This is a genomic window from Croceitalea vernalis (assembly GCF_031846405.1).
GTDB lineage: Bacteria > Bacteroidota > Bacteroidia > Flavobacteriales > Flavobacteriaceae > Croceitalea > Croceitalea vernalis.
In genome coordinates this window covers 13,351-31,164 of sequence record NZ_JAVRHU010000006.1, presented here as the reverse complement: position 1 = coordinate 31,164, position 17,814 = coordinate 13,351, and the positions used below count along the sequence as shown (strand labels likewise).

Here is a 17,814-nt window from a genome sequence, read left to right as displayed (position 1 = left end):
TATAAATACGAAAGACTAGGTTAAATTTTCAGTAAAGAATTCAATAGTGCGTTTCCAAGCCAATTCAGCAGATTGTTTATGATACCTTGCAGTAGTTGTATTATGAAAACCGTGATTTACATCAGGGTAAACAAATGCTTGGTATTGCTTTCCTTCTGCTTTAAGTAATTCTTCAAAAGCTGGCCACCCAGCATTGACTCTTTTATCCAATCCTGCAAATTGCAACATTAAAGGCGCATTAATTTTATCAACATTTTCTTTGGGTTGCCCTCCATAAAAAGGAACCGAAGCCGCTAAATCAGGAACTTTTACAGCCATCATATTTGATATCCATCCGCCAAAACAAAAACCAACAACACCTATTCTACCGTTACAATCTGGATGATTCTTTAAATATTCAAAAGCAGCAATAAAATCTTCTAACATTTCATTACGATCACGTGTTCGCTGCATGGTTCTCCCTTCATCATCATTACCAGGATACCCCCCTAGTGGAGACAATGCATCTGGTGCAATTGTTATAAAACCCTCAAGAGCACCCATTCGTGCTGTATCCTCAATATATGGGTTTAAACCTCGATTTTCATGAACAACAACGATCCCTCCTAATTTACCTTCAAACTTTGCTGGTTTAGACAGTAATGCTTTTATTTCTCCACCGCCTTTTTCAGAATTATAAGTAACGAAATCACTTATCAAATTAGGGTCTTGAGGGTCCACCAACATAGTATCAGTATAGTTTGGCATCATAAAACTCAATAAACTCGGTAATGTTAGTCCACCTATAGTGTAAAGTGATAATTTCTCAATAAATTCTCTTCTCTGTATTTTATTGTGCGCATAATCGTCATAAAGGTCAAATACCTCTTGAGGAATATCTTCTTTTTTTAACTCTTTCATCTTTAGTCGGATTTTCAATTCCTTCTAAATTTACGAAAAAGAGTGACCCGATAATATCAATTAAACAAAAAGCATTATAAGAGTTAGTAAGATACCTCCAGCGGTGAAATATAATCCTTTTTTAAAGATTGTAGTGTTTGGCAAAAACATCCAAAAGGCAGACAATACAAAGAATAATAAAGACACTCCAAAGAAAATATTAAGAATATATAAAGGATCGGAAGAAGTCGCTTTATGCATATGGGTCATTTTGTCAAGAACATAGGGCAGTTTTTTTGAAAAGTATTTTACCTCTCCTGTTTTTATATTATAAACACCTTGTTCAAAATTGACAACATCACCCTCTACAGAAGTAAAAGTGAGGTTCTTTATTTTAACTTCTTTACCTAATCGCTCCGCGTCTAAACCTGCCTCAACTTTCTTTTCGTTGATTACTTCGACTTTTAGAAAATCGGTATTTCGAAATATTAAGACAACACCACTAAATGCATAAACACCCATAATACCGGCTAAAAAAAAGCCTAAATACCTGTGATAAACTCGTGCCTTATTTGATACTTTTCTATTATTCATTTTTATTTAGACTAATTTTAAACAAAGAAAAGTATTTTCATTTTTTTGTCCTAGTTTTTCGTAGAAAAGTGTTTAAATAAATCGTTAAAATTTGATGTAGCTTTGTTCATTGAAATTTTCCTGTGAAGAAAGCACTTCTTTTTATGCTCATTAGTACGGCATCATTTTCGTTGATGAATGCTTTTATAAAGTACTTAGATCATATTCCAGGTTTTCAATTAGTTTTTTTTAGGTCAATCACCTCATTTATTTTTGCAACCACTTATCTTTTATCTAATCAAATAAATGTCTTAGGAAACCAACGAAAATTATTGTCACTGCGCGCAATAGCGGGGCTAATTTCAATGAGTTTATTTTTCTTCTCTTTTAAATACCTATCGGTAGGCACAGCAGTTTCACTTCGGTATGTCGCTCCAATTTTTGCTGCAATTTTCGCAGTTATTCTGCTTAAAGAAAAGCTTAAACCAATTCAATGGTTCTTTTTTTTTATTGCATTTACCGGAGTACTAATTTTGAAAGGATTCGATAGTGAAATGAGCAATATTGGAATGCTATTAGTCATTACTGCATCAGTCTTTACTGGGATAGTTTATATTTTAATTAGAAAAATTGGAAAAGCAGATCATCCCGTTGTAGTTGTAAACTACTTTATGTTCTTTTCTACCATTGTTGGAGGCATCATGTGCCTATTTAACTGGATCCAACCCAAAGGTTTGGACTGGGCCCTGTTGGCTAGTCTTGGGGTATTTGGCTATTTTGGACAAGTTTTTATGACTAAAGCCTTTCAAATGGCTGAAACCAGTAGGGTTGCTCCCATTAAATATACAGAAGTTATTTTTACTATTTGCATTGGTGTATTCTGGTTTGGCGACACTTATACGCTTTGGAGTTTTATAGGCCTTTTCTTAATTGTCGGCGCTCTAATCGCTAATAATTTTGTTAAGAAGGAGTAATAGTATTAAAGTTTTTTGATTCGAAATAGAAGAAAAGAATTAGAATTAAAATGATTTGAAAAACTATGGCTAGAATAGAACCCTCAAATCCAAATTCACCACCATTTATCAAATTATTCTTTGGTATTTTAAATTCAATTAAAGAATAAAAATCAATGCCGCTTACATTGAAACCAAAAAGTGTCTGGAATATATTCCAACTAAAATGAAGTCCTACAGGAAACCATATATTCTTTGTATATATGTAACTAATGCCCAATAATATCCCAGCAAGAAACAGATTGATTAGAGGAAATAAATCAATATTTGGATTTGCACCATGCATAAGTGCAAAAATTAATGAAGACAAAACCAAAGCAATATACTTATTAAAAGAGGACATAAAATTTTTGAGAACATATCCTCTAAATAAGAGTTCTTCAGAAAAAGAAACACATGTAAAGACCAAAATACCATAAAGGATATCTTTCCAGCTAACAACCATTCTTTCGAAAGCTATGCTATCTATACCTAAAAGTAAAAAATAAGCAAAACACATTATAAAAGCCCCGAGTAATATTCCAACCAGCAAGTCTTTTGATCTACCTTTCCAATAAAGGCCTAAATTTTTAAAAGGTTCTTTATCTACAAATCGGATAAAAAGAAATAGCACAATAACAGTACCTAACAATGTAGTAAAAGTAATTATGGTACGCTGAAGACTGTTAAATTCGTAATCCTCAGTATTTAATGGAACACCAGCTATATAATATCCAAAAACCTGAAAAACACCTACTACTAAAAGGTAAGGTAGAATTAGTGCTACTACCCGCAGCCAATCCCAATTTTTAATTTTCTTAATCATCTTAGACTCGCCAAACTTTTTTCCAAGGTTTCAATCTTTGCCTCAGCATCTGTAACCTTTTTACGTTCAATATCGACTACTTGTGGCGGTGCATTATTCACAAAGCGCTCATTCGAAAGTTTCTTTTGTACCGATTGTAAAAAGCCCTTCGTATACTTTAATTCTTCATTTATTTTTTGAATTTCAGCTTCAACATCAATGGCTCCAGCAATTGGTATGAAATATTCATTGCTCTTAACCCTAAAGCTCAAAGCACCATCAACTGCATCCTTTACCGATTCAATCGTAGAAAGATTGCCCAATTTAATGATAATGGCATCCATCTTAGAGTTTGAACTTTCAGTATTTAACTCCAATAGCTCTAAAACTTCTTTGTTAGGGATATTTTTTTCTTTTCTAATATTTCGAACTCCTGAAACTATTTCCGCTGCAAATTCAAAATCACTGATCAAATTCTTGTCATTTGAGCCAACTTTAGGCCAATCAGCAATACAAAGAGCTTCTTCTGGTGTTCGTTCTGCCATATGCTGCCAAACTTCTTCACTTAAAAAAGGCATAAAAGGGTGAAGCAATTTTAAATTAGCCTCAAACAAATCAATAACCGCAGCTAAAGTCTTGTTATCAATTGGCTTTTGATATTCAGGCTTTACAATCTCTAAGAACCATGAACAGAAATCATCCCAAACCAATTTATAAATAGCCATTAAAGCATCTGAAATTCGATATTTGCTATAATGATCTTCTATTTCAGTTAAAGTTTGATTGAATTTAGCCGTGTACCACTCAATCCCTATTTTCGCAGCCTTAGGTTGTTCTATGTCTGCTACATCCCAACCTTTAACTAATCTAAAGGCATTCCATATTTTATTAGCAAAGTTTTTCCCTTGTTGACATAAAGCTTCATCAAACATTAAATCGTTACCAGCAGCTGAACTTAATAATAGTCCAACCCGCACTCCATCTGCACCAAATTCTTCAATTAGTTTTAAGGCATCAGGTGAATTACCTAGTGATTTTGACATTTTTCTACGCTGTTTATCGCGAACCAATCCTGTCAAATACACATTTTCATATGGGCGTTCATTTCTAAATTCATAACCAGCAACAATCATTCTAGCTACCCAAAAGAATAGAATATCTGGACCGGTTACTAAATCATTAGTAGGGTAGTAATAATTTACCTCTTCATTTTCGGGTTCAAGAATACCACCAAAAACACTAATAGGCCATAACCATGAAGAAAACCAAGTATCTAGAACGTCATTATCTTGTTTTAAGTCGTCAGTTGTTAGTTGTGCGTTATTTAAGCGTTCTCTTGCTAGCTCTAGGGCTTTTTCAGGATTTTCGGCAACAACAAAATCGTCTTTTCCATCACCATAGTAATAAGCCGGAATTTGCTGTCCCCACCATAATTGCCGTGAAATATTCCAATCGCGAATATTTTCCATCCAATGACGATAAGTACTCTCAAATTTCTTTGGAAACAACTTAACTTCACCATTCTTTAAAACAGCGTCAATAGCTGGTTTGGCCAAGTCTTCCATTTTTAAAAACCACTGATCTGAAAGTCTTGGTTCAATAACGGCCTTTGTGCGTTCTGAAGTACCAATTTTATTGGTATGCTGTTCCGTTTTGATTAAAAACCCTTTTTCTTCCAACTCTTTTGAAATTTCTTTTCGAACAACGAAACGATCTTTACCTTCATAATGTAAACCGAAGGAATTTAAAGAAGCATCTTCATTAAAAATATCAATTACTTCTAATTGATGCTTTTCACCAAGATTTTTATCGTTTTCATCATGGGCAGGGGTTACTTTTAAACATCCAGTACCAAATTCAATATCAACATATTCATCTTCAATTATTGGAATAACCCGTCCGCAAATAGGCACTATGGCCTTTTTGCCTCTCAAATGAACATATCTTTCATCATTTGGATTAATACAAATTGCAGTATCGCCTAAAATAGTTTCTGGCCTAGTTGTAGCAATTGTTACTTTTTCGTCAGAATTTTCTATTTCATACGATAAATAATATAAAAGTCCCTGTTTCTCTTCATAATTAACCTCTTCATCAGAAAGGGTTGTTTTAGCTTCAGGATCCCAATTTACCATTCGGTATCCTCTGTAAATCAATCCTTTTTGGTATAAATCAACAAAAACTTTGATAACAGATGCTGACATATCGTCATCCAAGGTAAACTTTGTACGACTCCAGTCGCAAGAAGCTCCTAATTTTTTAAGTTGTTGTAGTATTACCCCACCATATTCATCGGTCCAATCCCATGCATGCTTTAAAAACTCTTCACGAGATAAATCAGCCTTATCAATACCTTGTTCTTTAAGTTTGGCTACCACTTTTGCTTCAGTAGCTATGGAAGCATGGTCCATACCTGGTACCCAGCAAGCATTTTTGCCTTCTAAACGTGCTTTTCGTATCAAAACATCTTGAATAGTATTATTGAGCATATGCCCCATATGTAAAACTCCTGTAACATTAGGTGGAGGTATTACAATGGTATAAGGCTCTCTATCATCTGGTTTTGAAGAGAAATAGTCGTGTTGCATCCAGTAATCGTACCAATGCTGTTCGACTTTAGTAGAATCGTATTTTGATGGAATATCCATTTTTCGGTATAGTTTTTGCAAAAGTAAGGTGGATTGTAGAATCGCAAAGGAATGGCGTTATGTTAATTTTACGCTATTCATTGGCGATTGGCCAATCCTTTAAATACGAAACAAAAATAAGTAACGTTATTAGAAGACAAAAGAATTTTGGATGTAGGTTGAAATCAACTACTTTTGAAATTCCTCAAAACTAAAAAAAATGAAGAAAATAATACTTTTATTATTTGTTGGTCTATTAGCCGTTAGCGTGCAAGCACAAGACCAAGTTGCTAAAATTGAATTTAAATCTGAGACTGTAGACTACGGTGAAATTGAAAAAGGTAGTGATGGTGTTCGAATTTTCGAATTCACGAACACGGGTGATGCTCCATTAGTTATCAGCGATGTAAAGTCTAGCTGTGGATGCACAATCCCTAAAAAACCAGATGCACCAATTTTACCTGGAGAAACTGGAGAGATTCAAGTAAAATATGACACTAAACGTGTTGGCCCAATCAGAAAGGCTATTACCGTTAGTTCAAATGCAGATACTCCAACTAAAGTTCTTAAGATAAAAGGAACTGTCAAAAGTGAAGGAGCAAAATAAATTTTTCACCTTTAAGTGAACAAAAAGCCTTGGCGTAAGTCAGGGCTTTTTTGTTTTGAAAATATCCTTTAAGACAAATGTAAAGAGCAAGTCTTTGTTATAACGCTCAATTTGAACTCGTACTTTTTTGCCTTCACGTTCATTGAGCATTTGAAGAATTTCTTGCAATTTATAATCATGAATCTCTTTACCGTTAACAGCTAAAATAACATCACCCTCTTGCAAACCCGCCTCTTCTGCAGGGCTACCAGCTCTAATACCTGAAACTACAATCTCGGGCACAAGACTTAAACGTGTTCTGTTCTCTAGCAAAATTTGAACATTACCAAAGGTTTTCTGCTCAACATCAAGAATTCCATTAGCATCAGTGATTCTTTTAGCAATATATCTGACACCATTATGCTGCAATTCTATTCCGGCAAGGTTATATTGAAATGGCCTATTAAAGTTAATATTTTTAGACAGTGTAATTTTCTGGCCAGGATAATCAAAAACAATATTAAATCTTTTTAGTATTTCACCACCTACACTACCATTGCGGTTACCGAGTTCTTTTATAGCTCCAAAAGATTCTTTATAAGGAAAAGCTACTTTAGCTTCATTCAATTGAAACATTCCGATACGAACGCCTTTCAATTTAGTTCTCTTTCCAAAAATATCGCCGCTCAAGCCCTGACCTAAAAAATCCTCGTAGTTTTTATCTGGAATATCTAAACCTTTCTCAGGGTCATGAAATAACCAAAGTGCATCGCTGCTACCCGTATCTACCAGTAATTTCACTGGAATTTCAGAATCATCTTCCTTGGTAACCGCACCATCTACATAAGCCTTCTTTTGAATAATGGATAAAGGAAGAGTTTGCCTTCTCTTAGACTTTTTGTAGTTGTATTTGTCTGGATGATAAATCTTTAAAGTCTGTGCACCATAGTTAACGTCTACCACAAAATTCTTAAAAAGGTCAAAACCGATGATACCATGAATAGGTATACCTAATGATGTAGAAAAATTCAAATCTCGATCTAAAACAACATACAAAGGTTGACTAAAGTTTTTAGCGTTACCAATTTTGAATGTATTCTTTGTCGATTTTAAGGCTTGTATGGGTTCACCTTCCCCTAAACCACGTAACGATATTTCCGATACATTATTTATTTGAATGGAGTCTTGATTCGTCAAATTAAAAAGTATGGGACTACCCACTCCAGTATCAAGAATAAAAGAAAGTTTTGCTCCATTTAATTCAACAGGAACAACTATTAAATTGTTGACTAACTCAAACTTTACTTTTTCATACTTTTTCTTATTTGAAATATGAAATCTTTGCCCATATCCCGTATAGAAAAAACAAACAAAAACAAAGGTTATATAGACGAGAGTCTTCTTCAAGCTATTAATTTATAATGAGTTATATCTCTTAAAGATAAACAAATTAATCGCCAAAAGGCTTTATTTAACATAATCAGAGAAGGCCAAATAATAATAGCTTTTATTGTTTTGCAGACACCTTTTCGCCATTTTTGCTAAAATTTACCATTTCATGCCAGAGATTTCTTCCAAAGGGCAATTAATGCCACCTTCACCAATTCGAAAATTGGTCCCTTACGCTGAAGAAGCTAAAAAAAGAGGCACCCATGTTATACATCTTAACATTGGTCAGCCAGACATTAAAACGCCTAAATTGGCACTAGATGCCATTAGAAATCATAATATTGAAGTGTTGGCTTATAGCCGCACTGAAGGTTCTGATGCTTACCGAGAAAAATTAGCAAGCTATTATGCCAAACATGATATTGAAGTAACCGCCGAAGATATTATTGTAACTACTGGTGGATCTGAAGCATTAGCATTTACCATGGGCACTATTTTAGATGAAGGTGATGAAATAATCATCCCTGAGCCATTTTACGCTAATTATAATGGTTTCGCAACTGCCAATGGTGTCAAAGTAGTTCCAATTGTCTCGAGCATTGACAATAATTTTGCCTTGCCACCTATTTCAGAATTTGAAAAAACAATTACTTCTAAAACCAAGGCAATTTTAATTTGCAATCCCGGTAATCCCACTGGATATCTTTATAATCAAGAAGAAATCAATCAATTAGTTCATCTTGTTAAAAAGTATGATTTGTTTCTTATTGCTGATGAAGTTTATAGAGAATTTACCTACGATAATAAACAACACCATTCCATTCTAAGTCAAAAGGGTATTGAAAACAACGCAATTATTGTTGACTCGGTTTCAAAAAGATACAGCATGTGCGGAGCACGAATTGGTTGCATCGTTTCTAAAAACCAACGTGTTATTCAAACGGCTATGAAATTTGCTCAAGCCAGGCTTTCGCCACCTACCCTAGCGCAAATAGCTGGTGAAGCAGCCTTAGATACTCCACAAAGCTATTTTGACGAGGTTATAGCAGAGTATGTTTCAAGAAGAAACGTACTTGTTACAGAGCTTCAGAAAATAGAGAACATAAAAATTGCAAAACCAAGTGGTGCATTTTACTGTGTTGTTGAACTTCCTGTCCAAAATTCAGATGAATTTGCACAGTGGCTTTTAGAACATTATAGCTTAAATGGCGAGACTGTTATGGTGGCACCAGCAGCTGGTTTTTATGCAACTGTAGGCTTAGGAGCCAATCAAATTCGCATTGCGTATGTTCTAAAGAAAGAACAACTTGTTAGAGCCGTGGCTATTTTAAAAGAAGGTTTAGCCAAATACCTTTCAATTTGAACATACAAGAAAACATATCATTAAAATCGTTTAATACCTTTGGTATTGATGTTAAAGCAAAATCTTTTGTAGAAATTACTAGCCTTATACAATTACAAAAGATTCTTCAACTTTCTGCTTATTCTAAACGTTTTATTATCAGCGGAGGTAGTAACATGCTTTTGACAAAAGATATTGATGCCCTAGTAATGCATATTAATTTAAAGGGCATAAATATAATTGAGGAAAATGAAGATGAAGTCATTATTAAAGTAATGGCTGGTGAAAATTGGCATGGATTAGTACTATGGACTCTTGATAATAATTATGGTGGTATTGAAAATTTATCTTTAATACCCGGTAATACAGGCACTGCTCCTATTCAAAATATTGGCGCATACGGGGTAGAATTAAAAGATGTCTTTGAGTCATGCGAAGCAATGAATATTGAAACCCAAGAACTAGAAGAATTTTCAAAAGAAGATTGTCAGTTTGGGTATCGTGATTCTGTTTTTAAAAAATCAAAAAAAGGTCAATATATAATAACCTCAGTTGCTTTAAAGCTCACTAAGAATAATCATAAATTGTTAACTTTTTATGGTGCTATTGAAAATGAACTTCAAAAGCAAGCTATTATACATCCAAGCATAAAAAATATCTCCGATGCTGTAATTAATATACGCCAAAGTAAATTACCAGACCCAAAAGAACTGGGCAATAGTGGAAGTTTTTTTAAAAATCCAATACTATCAAAAAAGACTTTCAAAACTTTTCAAAAGAAAAACCCAGAAGCTCCTTTTTATAAATTGGACGATGGGCAATTCAAAATTCCTGCAGGCTGGCTCATTGAACAATGCGGATTTAAAGGTAAACGTTTCGATGATGCAGGTGTGCATGAAAAGCAAGCTCTAGTATTGGTAAATTATGGTAATGCCAGTGGAGAGGAAATATGGAATTTAGCTTTAAAAATTCAAGCTGAAGTTCAAAAACAATATCAAATTAAAATAGAACCTGAAGTTAATGTCATAAAATAACCCCAGATACTTAGCAGTAAACTGGGGTTATACCAAACCAAACTAACCAAAAACTTAAATATCTTAACTAAACTGTTTCTTTTTAAAACGCTGTCGTTATAATCAATTTTATACTTTAGCGTTATTCTATTTACGAGTAAAAAGTTAATTTGGATTTTTTTAATTTTCTTTTTGTCGTTAGCGTACTATATGAGCACACTTTTAGAAAAACACATTGTCGAATTATTAAAAGAGCGTGATGAAAAAGCAATTTCATTACTTTATGACAATTATGCAGATACGCTGCATGGCGTTGCTTACAAAGTGGTGAAAGATGCAGATTTAGCACAAGACGTTGTCCAAGAAAGTTTTGTAAAAATTTGGAAAAAAGCGGATTCTTATGATGCTTCAAAAGCAAAATTATTTACTTGGTTATTCAGAATAACACGGAATACAGCGATTGATAAACTCAGAAGCATTAACACCAAGACAGATAAAGAAATCCAAATTGATGTTTCAGACGTATATAATTTAGGTGTTAACACAACACGTCCTGAATTTATGGATGTTAAGGAGCATCTTGATAAAATTGAGCCTAAATACAAAGTAGTTCTTGATGCGCTATTTTTTGAAGGCATGACACAGCAAGAGGCAAGTGAAGAATTGGACATTCCTTTAGGCACAATTAAATCAAGATTAAAAATTGGCCTAAGAGAATTACGTAAAATTTATGGTGCCCCGATGGTGCTAACACTGATAGCAAGTTTTATATCATGACAGAAAAGATTAAAATATTTTTAGATACTGACCTTTTAGAAAAATACCTATTAGGTGATACAACTACAACGGAAACTCTTCAAGTAGAGCGGTATATTGCGATGTATCCTGAGGTTCAAAAAACGTATATTGAATTACAAGATAACCTAGAAGCTTATGCAAAGCTGCATTCACTTAAGGCTCCGGAAGGCTTAAAAGAAAGTATACTTTATAAAATAAGACAGCAAAAACGTGGTGCTAGCAAATTCTTTAAATATGCTATTGCTGCAAGCTTTGCCGCTTTAGTTTTTGCGGGTTCTTCTTACTTTTTTTATAATCAAAATAAAAATCTTCAAGAGGAGAATACAATTGTGACAAACAAGATTAAAGATCTTGAAATGGACATGAAGGTTCAATTAGAAGACATTAGAAATCAATATATCGTATTAAATAATCCAAATACAAAAAGATATTCTGTTAGAGGGAATCAGAAAGCACAGGAACTAAAAGCGGTTGCTTATGTAAACCCTGTTAAGAAACTTTCTTACATAAATGTTAGCAATTTGCCTCAATTACCTGAAGATAAATGTTTTCAGATGTGGGCTGAAGTTAATGGAGAAATGGTAAACTTGGGTATCATTAAAGATATTGATGATAAAGAAAAATTATGGGCCTTACCTTATGCCGATAACGCGGTAGGGTATATAACTATTGAACAACAAGGTGGTAATGCAACACCAACAGTTCAAAATATTGTAGCCAATATCAACTATTAGAATTCCCTAAAGTCATCTTAATGCTAAGTTTCGTAGTAGGTATTTGTGTATTTTTACAAAAATTTTCTAAATGAAACTTGCTTTACTCACCGTTGGCCTTTTGGCACTAGCTTTTGCTGGAATTGCTATTAAAATATGGTCTAAAAAAGACGGTAAATTTGCAGGAACCTGTGCTAGTCAAAATCCTTTTTTAAATAAAGAAGGGGAGGCTTGCGGGTTTTGTGGAAAACTCCCCGATGAACAAGAATGCCAAAAAGATAGCATACCAGAAATTCAATAGTCGTATCGTTAATTTATATTCTCCACTTTTTTGAATAAAACCGAGGACAACCTTTTAGAAACGATTGCAAGAGCTAAGGCTGGAAAGCAAATTGCTTTCAGCTCACTTTTAGATCGGTTTTGGAATGATGTTTATGGTTTTCAACTCAAAAGAACCAATAATGAGAACGACGCCGAAGATATTACGGTACAAACGTTTTCTAAGGCTTTTGATAAAATCAAAACTTTTGATGAGAAATATGAATTTAGTACGTGGTTAATTACTATTTCTAAAAACCTACACGTCGATTTAATTCGAAAAAGAAAGAAAAATATCTTAACCGGACTTGAAAACGGAAAAAATAATGAAGTTCACAATGTTGCTGATGAAAGTCCATCCGCTGAAGATAATCTTATTATTGAGCAAAATTTAGCTTCATTATTGGGTCACATAAAAAAATTAAAGCCTCATTATCAAAAAGTTATCAATCTTAGATATTTCAATGAAATGAGTTATTCAGAAATAGCTAATGAACTAAATGAGCCAGTAAATAACATAAAAGTTAAGCTATTACGAGCCAAAAAGCTTTTAGCGGAAATTATTAAGAACAAGTAAAATTGTTATCTCATCAACAACTACCCTTTTCGTATATTTGCAGTATAAATCATTGCTATGAGTACGACCACATCTGAACATGTGATTCCACCTAAAAAAGGCAAACCAAAATGGTTACGTGTAAAGTTACCAACAGGTAAAAAATACACGCAATTACGAGGCCTTGTTGAAAAATATGATTTACATACCATATGTACTTCTGGTAGTTGCCCAAACATGGGAGAATGTTGGGGCGAGGGTACCGCAACTTTCATGATTCTTGGTAATATCTGTACGAGATCTTGTGGCTTCTGCGGTGTGAAAACTGGGCGACCAGAAAGTGTTGATTGGGCAGAACCAGAAAAAGTAGCACGTTCTATAAAAATCATGCAAATAAAGCATGCTGTACTCACCTCAGTTGACAGAGACGATTTAAAGGATATGGGTTCAATTATTTGGGCTGAAACAGTAAAAGCTGTTCGGAGAATGAATCCAGGAACAACCTTAGAAACTCTTATACCCGATTTTCAAGGAATAGAAACGCACTTAGATCGTATTTTAGCTGTTCGTCCAGAGGTGATTTCTCATAATATGGAAACGGTAAAACGTTTGACTAGAGAGGTAAGAATTCAAGCGAAATACGAAAGAAGTCTTGAAGTTCTAAGATATTTAAAAGAAAATGGTGCTAATAGAACCAAATCAGGAATTATGCTTGGTTTAGGGGAGTTTGAAGAAGAAGTTTTACAAACAATGCAAGATTTAAGATTAGCAGGAGTAGATGTTGTAACTATCGGACAATATCTTCAACCATCAAAAAAACATTTACCTGTTAAAGAATTTATCTTACCCGAGCAATTCAAAATGTATGAAGAGGAAGGTCTCAAAATGGGCTTTCGCCATGTTGAAAGTGGGGCCTTAGTAAGATCTTCTTATAAAGCTCACAAACATATCCACTAGACCTGCTGCTTAAAAAAGAGCAAGTTTTAATAGCGAAATATCATGGCTAAACTCAAAGTAGGCATCAATGGTTTTGGACGAATTGGCAGAACATTGTTTCGTCTATTAGCTGGTAATAGTCAGTTTGAAGTTGTGGCTATTAATGACATTGCTGATGCTAAAACCCTAGCTCATTTAGTCAAATATGACAGTATACACGGTAGGTTTAACAGAACTATTGAAGCGAAAGAGAGCAACTTATTATTTAATAACAAGGAAATAACCGTGCTCAATGAACGTCATCCTAAAAATATTGATTGGAGTGCCTTTAACACTGATATTGTTATTGAATCATCAGGAAAATTTAAGCAAAAGAGGGATTTAGAATATCATTTAAAAAACGGAGCTAAAAAGGTAATTTTATCTGTTCCTCCCATTGAAGATGACATAAAAATGGTTGTTTTTGGTGTTAATGAACAAATGCTCAATGTTGATGACCAGATTATTTCAAATGCTTCTTGCACTACAAATAATGCTGCTCCAATGATCAAAGTAATTAATGAATTATGCGGTATTGATCAAGCCTATATTACAACAATTCATTCTTACACATCTGATCAAAGCCTACACGATAGTCCTCATCGAGATTTACGTAGGGCCAGAGCAGCGAGCCAATCCATTATTCCGACAACCACAGGAGCAGCAAAAGCACTAACAAAGATTTTTCCGGAATTAGAAGATGTTATTGGTGGTTGTGGCATAAGAGTTCCTGTACCAAACGGCTCATTAACAGACATAACTTTTAATGTTAAAAAAGAAACGACTATTGATAAAATTAACGCAGCTTTTAAGTCAGTTTCAGAAAATGAACTAAAAAACGTACTTTTCTATACGAAAGACCCTATAGTATCAATTGATATAAACAATAGTTGTTACTCTTGTACGTTTGATTCTCAGATGACTTCGGTCATTGGTAAAATGGTTAAAATAATCGGATGGTATGACAATGAAACTGGCTACTGTTCAAGAATTATAGATTTAATGCAATTCCTTATAAACAAAAATTACGTTTGAATTTAAAGAATAGACTGTCGCTTTGCACAAATCGCTTGGTTGTATTTGTTGTTATGTTGCTTTTTGCTACTGGCTTAAAAGCTCAAGACACTAATACCCAAACTAAATCTATTGAAGATTTTCATACTCAGGCCAGAATTTTTAGACATCAAAATAAACTTGATAAAGCCTTAAAAGCTCTAAATCAAGCGTCTAAACTGGCAGAAGAAAAGGAAGATTTAAAATCTTTACTAGACACTTTTCACAAATTTGCTCTTTTACATTTAGAAATTGGAGATGAGGAGAATACTCAATTTTATTGGGACCGTGCATCTGTCCTTCTTAAAGATATTGAGTACCCATACGGTGACGCAGTTCATAAATATATAGAAGCTTCACTTTTATTTATTTCAGATAATAAATTTCAAGCAAGGCAAAAATTAGAAGAGTCAAAAAGTTTGAGCAATGATAAAAATCTGCTAAATAATATGTTGCTTCTTGAGGCTCAAATATTTTCAGAAATGAGTAACTATGAAGATGCATCAAAAAATTTCAATGCCTTACTCGTTAACTCGGATAAGAACGAACGCGCATTTTTAGCCACTCAAGCAAATCTTGGCTTAGCGCAGATGTATAAACAGCAAGGTAATTTGATTGAAAGCTTAAAACATGCTGAAGCAGCTCTTGAGCTTGCCCAAAAACATCAGTTCTTTAGAGAAATACTTAGCGCTAATACTTTTTTAACAGCTACATATGCTGCCCTAAGTGATTATGAAAAGGCATTTAAATCACAAAATAATTTAATTACTATTAATGATTCACTGTTCACTATAGAAAAAACCAAACTTGAGGCAAGAACTGGGAATAAAATTCTACAACAAACCCAAACAGAATATATTGAAGATTTAGAAGCCAAGAATGAAGAGTTAAATCAATCGGCAAATAGATCTGACATTACCGCTATTTTGGCTTCTGCATTCTTAACTATTATTTCAATTTTAGCCGTTTCATTATTTCGTAACAATCAAATCAAATTAAAAACCAATGATTTATTAGTTACAAAAAACAAAGAATTAGAAACAGCAAGAGACGCTGCGATCTCTGCGATGGAAGCTAAAACAAATTTTTTATCTACGGTTACACATGAGTTGAGAACACCATTGTATGCAGTTACCGGATTAACACACTTACTTCTTGATGAAGACCCTGCCGATCATCAGAAAGAGCATTTAAAATCATTAAAATTTTCAGGTGATTATCTATTAAATTTTATCAATGATATTTTACAGATAAACAAAATTGATGCTGATAAACTTGAACCACTAAATATTGAGTTCAAACTTAAAAAGGTATTAACCGATGTCATTGATTCTTTACAACAAAATGCAAAAGACAATAACACTACAATAGTTCTAGATTACGACAACAACATTCCATTACATCTTTTAGGGGACCCTTTAAAACTTTCTCAAATTATCATGAACCTTGTGGGCAACGCCCTTAAATTTACTCATCATGGTAAAGTAGAAGTAATCACCAAATTAAAAGACAGAGATGAAGATAATCTTACTGTCTATTTTGAAGTTAAAGATTCCGGTATCGGTATTTCGGAAGAACAACAGAAAAACATTTTTGATAGTTTTGAACAAGGTTCTGTTCAGATTAATAGGGAATATGGAGGAACAGGTCTTGGGCTCACAATTGTTAAAAGTCTACTTGGTCTTTTTGACAGTAAAATATACTTAGAAAGTAAACTTGATAAGGGCAGTTCTTTTTTCTTTGAGCTTAATTTGAAGTGTGAAGAGAACTCTTTGGAAGATGTTCCTTTTGAATTGACGGTTGAAGATTTTGATTTTGACGGACTTCACATACTCGTTGTCGAGGATAATAAAATCAATCAAGTAATTACCAAAAAAATGTTGAATAAGAAGGGTATGTCGGTTGATATTGCTAATAATGGAAATGAAGCTATTGATGCCGCAAGCTCTAAAAAATATGATGCCATTTTAATGGATATTCATATGCCAGGTATTAGTGGTACAGAAGCAACCATACAAATTCGAAAATTTGATTCCGACATTCCTATTATTGCCTTGACGGCAATTTCAATGGATGATAGTCTTGATGAATTTTATGCTGCCGGGTGTAATGCTGTTGTTACTAAACCATTCAAACCAGAAGTATTTTATCAAAAGATTGGTGAAAATATTTTTAAGACTAAGATTGAAGGTGAAGCGTAACTGCTTTTTTAAGACTGTTTGAAAGAATTAGATCTCCATCAAATAAAAACTGATGTCTTACTTCTACATAAAATAGATTTTCTACTTTTCCATTAAGTCGCACAAAATCTTTTTCAGTGGTAATCACATAATCATTATTGGCAAAATCGTTAATTTCCTTCTCTGTAAAAAAGTGGTGGTCCTTAAATTTATAATGCTTAAAAAGTAGTCCCAAAGACTCTAAATATTTCACCAAAGGACTCGGATTCGCAATACCAGTTACTAATGCAACTTTTTTTAATTTCAAAACTTCAGGTGCTATTTCTCCTTTTAAAGAGAAGAATACTTTAGAATACGAAAGATGAGCAAAAATAACTTGTTTCTTTACCCCTATTCTCTCGCTGACCTTGTTAGACCCCTCTTTTGATAAATTATCAGGGCACTTGGTAACAATTATCAGATTAGCCCTTTTTACTTGATTTTTAGAATCTCTTAAACTTCCTGTGGGTAAAAAGAAATCATCTACATAAAGATTATCATAGGTGGTCAAAAGTATACTGAAAGAAGGTATTACTTTACGATGTTGAAAAGCGTCATCTAATAATATAATATCAGGTTGTTTATTCTTCTCTAAAATGCGTATTCCGTTGCATCTATTAGCATCAACAGCAACAGCAACATCAATGGACTTAAATTTACTATGTATTTGAAAAGGCTCATCACCAAGCACTTCAACACTAGACTTTGAACCAGCCATTTGAAATCCTTTTGACTTCCTTCTGTAACCGCGACTAAGCATTGCTATTTTATAATCGTCATGAAGTAACTTAATTAGATATTCTATCATTGGTGTTTTTCCAGTACCACCTACACTTAAATTACCCACGCAAATAGTAGGAGTTTGAAATGCTTTAGATTTAAATACCTTAATATCGTAAAGAAAATTACGGGTATGAACAACAATTCCGTACAACAACGAAATTGGGAAAAGTATTTTACCTAGTAGTCGCATCAA

17 protein-coding genes are annotated in these 17,814 nt (G+C 33.7%); 11 read left to right on the top strand and 6 right to left on the bottom strand.

Going from position 1 to position 17,814, the window contains the following annotated elements; genetic code table 11:
• Positions 1–15 precede the first annotated feature (15 nt).
• Complete coding sequence (locus tag RM520_RS14590; protein WP_311388495.1) at positions 16–900, bottom strand: dienelactone hydrolase family protein; 885 nt, start codon at positions 898–900, stop codon at positions 16–18.
• A gap of 60 nt (positions 901–960) precedes the next feature.
• Complete coding sequence (locus RM520_RS14585) at positions 961–1,473, bottom strand: hypothetical protein (protein WP_311388494.1); 513 nt, start codon at positions 1,471–1,473, stop codon at positions 961–963.
• Positions 1,474–1,595: 122 nt separating this feature from the next.
• Here RM520_RS14585 and RM520_RS14580 point away from each other — a divergent pair, with 122 nt between their 5' ends.
• Positions 1,596–2,426 carry a DMT family transporter gene (locus RM520_RS14580; protein ID WP_311388493.1) on the top strand — a complete coding sequence of 277 codons (831 nt, stop codon included), beginning with the start codon at positions 1,596–1,598 and terminating at the stop codon, positions 2,424–2,426.
• Here RM520_RS14580 and RM520_RS14575 read toward each other — a convergent pair.
• Positions 2,413–3,270 (bottom strand): CPBP family intramembrane glutamic endopeptidase, encoded by an 858-nt coding sequence (locus RM520_RS14575; protein WP_311388492.1) that lies wholly within the window; start codon positions 3,268–3,270, stop codon positions 2,413–2,415. The two genes, RM520_RS14580 and RM520_RS14575, sit on opposite strands and share 14 nt — an antisense overlap.
• Positions 3,267–5,897 carry a valine--tRNA ligase gene (locus RM520_RS14570; protein ID WP_311388491.1) on the bottom strand — a complete coding sequence of 877 codons (2,631 nt, stop codon included), beginning with the start codon at positions 5,895–5,897 and terminating at the stop codon, positions 3,267–3,269. The genes RM520_RS14575 and RM520_RS14570 overlap by 4 nt, the downstream gene beginning before the upstream one ends.
• 199 nt (positions 5,898–6,096) lie before the next feature.
• Here RM520_RS14570 and RM520_RS14565 point away from each other — a divergent pair, with 199 nt between their 5' ends.
• Positions 6,097–6,483 (top strand): DUF1573 domain-containing protein, encoded by a 387-nt coding sequence (locus tag RM520_RS14565; RefSeq protein ID WP_311386425.1) that lies wholly within the window; start codon positions 6,097–6,099, stop codon positions 6,481–6,483.
• A 39-nt stretch (positions 6,484–6,522) separates the two neighbouring features.
• Here the strand turns inward: RM520_RS14565 and RM520_RS14560 are convergent, their stop codons facing one another.
• The gene (locus RM520_RS14560) at positions 6,523–7,869 is read right to left on the bottom strand and encodes a PDZ domain-containing protein (protein ID WP_311388490.1); all 1,347 of its coding nucleotides are present in this window, start codon (positions 7,867–7,869) and stop codon (positions 6,523–6,525) included.
• A gap of 151 nt (positions 7,870–8,020) precedes the next feature.
• Between RM520_RS14560 and RM520_RS14555 the strand changes: the two genes are divergently transcribed.
• From RM520_RS14555 to RM520_RS14515, 9 genes are all read left to right on the top strand, one after another.
• The gene (locus tag RM520_RS14555; protein ID WP_311388489.1) at positions 8,021–9,214 is read left to right on the top strand and encodes a pyridoxal phosphate-dependent aminotransferase; all 1,194 of its coding nucleotides are present in this window, start codon (positions 8,021–8,023) and stop codon (positions 9,212–9,214) included.
• The gene (murB, locus tag RM520_RS14550) at positions 9,211–10,227 is read left to right on the top strand and encodes a UDP-N-acetylmuramate dehydrogenase (RefSeq protein ID WP_311388488.1); all 1,017 of its coding nucleotides are present in this window, start codon (positions 9,211–9,213) and stop codon (positions 10,225–10,227) included. Before RM520_RS14555 ends, murB begins: the two co-directional genes overlap by 4 nt.
• A 189-nt stretch (positions 10,228–10,416) precedes the next feature.
• Complete coding sequence (locus RM520_RS14545) at positions 10,417–10,983, top strand: RNA polymerase sigma factor (protein WP_311386421.1); 567 nt, start codon at positions 10,417–10,419, stop codon at positions 10,981–10,983.
• Positions 10,980–11,738, top strand: coding sequence for an anti-sigma factor (locus RM520_RS14540; RefSeq protein WP_311386420.1), 759 nt, complete (start codon positions 10,980–10,982; stop codon positions 11,736–11,738). The genes RM520_RS14545 and RM520_RS14540 overlap by 4 nt, the downstream gene beginning before the upstream one ends.
• 70 nt (positions 11,739–11,808) lie before the next feature.
• The gene (locus RM520_RS14535; RefSeq protein ID WP_311388487.1) at positions 11,809–12,018 is read left to right on the top strand and encodes a membrane or secreted protein; all 210 of its coding nucleotides are present in this window, start codon (positions 11,809–11,811) and stop codon (positions 12,016–12,018) included.
• 30 nt (positions 12,019–12,048) lie between these two features.
• Positions 12,049–12,612, top strand: coding sequence for an RNA polymerase sigma factor (locus RM520_RS14530; RefSeq protein WP_311386418.1), 564 nt, complete (start codon positions 12,049–12,051; stop codon positions 12,610–12,612).
• Between the two features lie 57 nt (positions 12,613–12,669).
• Entirely contained in the window at positions 12,670–13,548 is an 879-nt protein-coding gene (gene lipA / locus RM520_RS14525; RefSeq protein WP_311388486.1) for a lipoyl synthase, read from the top strand.
• Positions 13,549–13,590: 42 nt separating this feature from the next.
• Complete coding sequence (gene gap / locus RM520_RS14520) at positions 13,591–14,601, top strand: type I glyceraldehyde-3-phosphate dehydrogenase (protein ID WP_311388485.1); 1,011 nt, start codon at positions 13,591–13,593, stop codon at positions 14,599–14,601.
• Complete coding sequence (locus tag RM520_RS14515; RefSeq protein WP_311388484.1) at positions 14,598–16,820, top strand: hybrid sensor histidine kinase/response regulator; 2,223 nt, start codon at positions 14,598–14,600, stop codon at positions 16,818–16,820. The genes gap and RM520_RS14515 overlap by 4 nt, the downstream gene beginning before the upstream one ends.
• Here the strand turns inward: RM520_RS14515 and lpxK are convergent.
• Entirely contained in the window at positions 16,798–17,811 is a 1,014-nt protein-coding gene (lpxK, locus tag RM520_RS14510) for a tetraacyldisaccharide 4'-kinase (RefSeq protein WP_311388483.1), read from the bottom strand. The genes RM520_RS14515 and lpxK overlap by 23 nt on opposite strands.
• Positions 17,812–17,814 lie beyond the last annotated feature (3 nt).

What these genes read in the sequence shown, in the direction of transcription:
- RM520_RS14590 (WP_311388495.1), bottom strand. Translation starts at nt 900, where the DNA reads ATGAAAGAGTTAAAAAAAGAAGATATTCCTCAAGAGGTATTTGACCTT.
- RM520_RS14585 (WP_311388494.1), bottom strand. Translation starts at nt 1,473, where the DNA reads ATGAATAATAGAAAAGTATCAAATAAGGCACGAGTTTATCACAGGTAT.
- RM520_RS14575 (WP_311388492.1), bottom strand. Translation starts at nt 3,270, where the DNA reads ATGATTAAGAAAATTAAAAATTGGGATTGGCTGCGGGTAGTAGCACTA.
- RM520_RS14570 (WP_311388491.1), bottom strand. Translation starts at nt 5,897, where the DNA reads ATGGATATTCCATCAAAATACGATTCTACTAAAGTCGAACAGCATTGG.
- RM520_RS14565 (WP_311386425.1), top strand. Translation starts at nt 6,097, where the DNA reads ATGAAGAAAATAATACTTTTATTATTTGTTGGTCTATTAGCCGTTAGC.
- RM520_RS14555 (WP_311388489.1), top strand. Translation starts at nt 8,021, where the DNA reads ATGCCAGAGATTTCTTCCAAAGGGCAATTAATGCCACCTTCACCAATT.
- RM520_RS14545 (WP_311386421.1), top strand. Translation starts at nt 10,417, where the DNA reads ATGAGCACACTTTTAGAAAAACACATTGTCGAATTATTAAAAGAGCGT.
- RM520_RS14540 (WP_311386420.1), top strand. Translation starts at nt 10,980, where the DNA reads ATGACAGAAAAGATTAAAATATTTTTAGATACTGACCTTTTAGAAAAA.
- RM520_RS14535 (WP_311388487.1), top strand. Translation starts at nt 11,809, where the DNA reads ATGAAACTTGCTTTACTCACCGTTGGCCTTTTGGCACTAGCTTTTGCT.
- lipA (WP_311388486.1), top strand. Translation starts at nt 12,670, where the DNA reads ATGAGTACGACCACATCTGAACATGTGATTCCACCTAAAAAAGGCAAA.
- gap (WP_311388485.1), top strand. Translation starts at nt 13,591, where the DNA reads ATGGCTAAACTCAAAGTAGGCATCAATGGTTTTGGACGAATTGGCAGA.
- lpxK (WP_311388483.1), bottom strand. Translation starts at nt 17,811, where the DNA reads ATGCGACTACTAGGTAAAATACTTTTCCCAATTTCGTTGTTGTACGGA.